Origin of the sequence: Pseudomonas sp. PS02303 (assembly GCF_029959925.1) — a bacterium.
In the GTDB taxonomy this organism is placed as follows: Bacteria; Pseudomonadota; Gammaproteobacteria; order Pseudomonadales; family Pseudomonadaceae; genus Aquipseudomonas; species Aquipseudomonas mandelii.
In genome coordinates, this window is record NZ_JASCOM010000522.1 from 1 (window position 1) to 1,295 (window position 1,295).

Consider the following 1,295-nt stretch of genomic DNA (forward strand, 5'->3'; position numbering starts at 1 on the left):
CGATGGCGGCATGTCAGGCGATAAATGTATTGGATGTACCGACCTCATCGCGAGCAGGCTCGCTCCCACAGGGATTGCGGTGTTTGTGAGGTCCCAGCGTTGCAAATATCCCGCGCGGCTGGCCTGAGCGCTCAAGAAGGCCTAGAATTCCCGCATCTGTTAATTCCCCAAGGTAGCCCTTTAATGTCCTTCGCTGAGCAACTAACCCGTTTGCAAGTCTTCCTCGACGCCGACGAACTGCACGACGAGGCGCTGGACTACGTGGCCGCCCACGGCTACCTCACTGCGCTGTCGATCTGTTCCGAAGAGGTTCCGGATCGTGAATGGATCGACGCCCTCTTCGCCGAAGAGCCGCATTACGCCGACGACACCGAGCGTGAAGCGATCGAATCCACCCTGCTGGCCCTCAAGGCTCACATCGCGCGCCAACTGGCCTCCGATGAAGAGTTCGAGCTGCCTTGCGACCTGGACCTGGGCGAAGAGCCGGACGATTCCGACCTGCGCGGCTGGTGCATCGGTTTCATGGAAGGCGTGTTCCTGCGCGAAGCGGCCTGGTTCGAAACCGCCGAAGACGAAGTCAGCGAAATGCTGCTTCCGATCATGGTCGGTTCGGGTCTGTTCGACGAACAGCCTGAGTTCGAAGACATCGCCAAAGACGCCAATCTGATGGACGACATGATCGTGCAGATCCCGGAAGCCCTGACCGCGCTGTACCTGCTGTGCCAGGCGCCAGACGAAAAACCGGCGATCCTCAAGCCACGTCACCACTAAGGTTTTGCCTATGGACAACCCCATAGGCAACCGCTCCCTGATGTTGCGTTACGTGCTGCTAGCCATCGGCTGGCTGAGCGTAGCGCTGGGGGTGATCGGGATTTTCCTGCCGGTGTTGCCCACCACGCCCTTCCTGCTGCTGGCGGCCGCCTGTTTCGCCCGCAGTTCGCCACGTTTCTATCAATGGCTGGTGGGGCATCCACGGCTTGGCCCGTGGATTCGCGACTACCTTGACGGCAACGGCATCCCGCTCAAGGGCAAGGTCTACGCCATCGGCCTGATGTGGGTGAGCATCCTGTTCTCCTGCTACCTGGTTCCCCTGCCGTGGGCGCGAGGGGCCATGCTGACCAGCGCGGTGCTGGTGACGATCTACATCCTCAAACAGAAAACCCTGCAAAAGCCCTGAGCTTCTGTGGCGAGGGCGCTTGCTCCCGCTGGGTTGCGAAGCATCCCCCCCCAAAATTCTCCTGACAGACCTCATTGATTGGTTTGGCGACTGCTTCGCAGCCGAACGGGAGCAAGCG

General features: G+C 60.4%; 2 protein-coding genes. Both read left to right on the forward strand.

Annotation, left to right across the window (positions count from 1 at the left end):
* Positions 1–183: 183 nt before the first annotated feature.
* The gene (locus QMX98_RS34640; RefSeq protein ID WP_010461974.1) at positions 184–771 is read left to right on the forward strand and encodes a YecA family protein; all 588 of its coding nucleotides are present in this window, start codon (positions 184–186) and stop codon (positions 769–771) included.
* 10 nt (positions 772–781) lie between these two features.
* Complete coding sequence (locus QMX98_RS34645; RefSeq protein WP_042932301.1) at positions 782–1,177, forward strand: YbaN family protein; 396 nt, start codon at positions 782–784, stop codon at positions 1,175–1,177.
* The last annotated feature ends 118 nt before the right edge of the window (positions 1,178–1,295 follow it).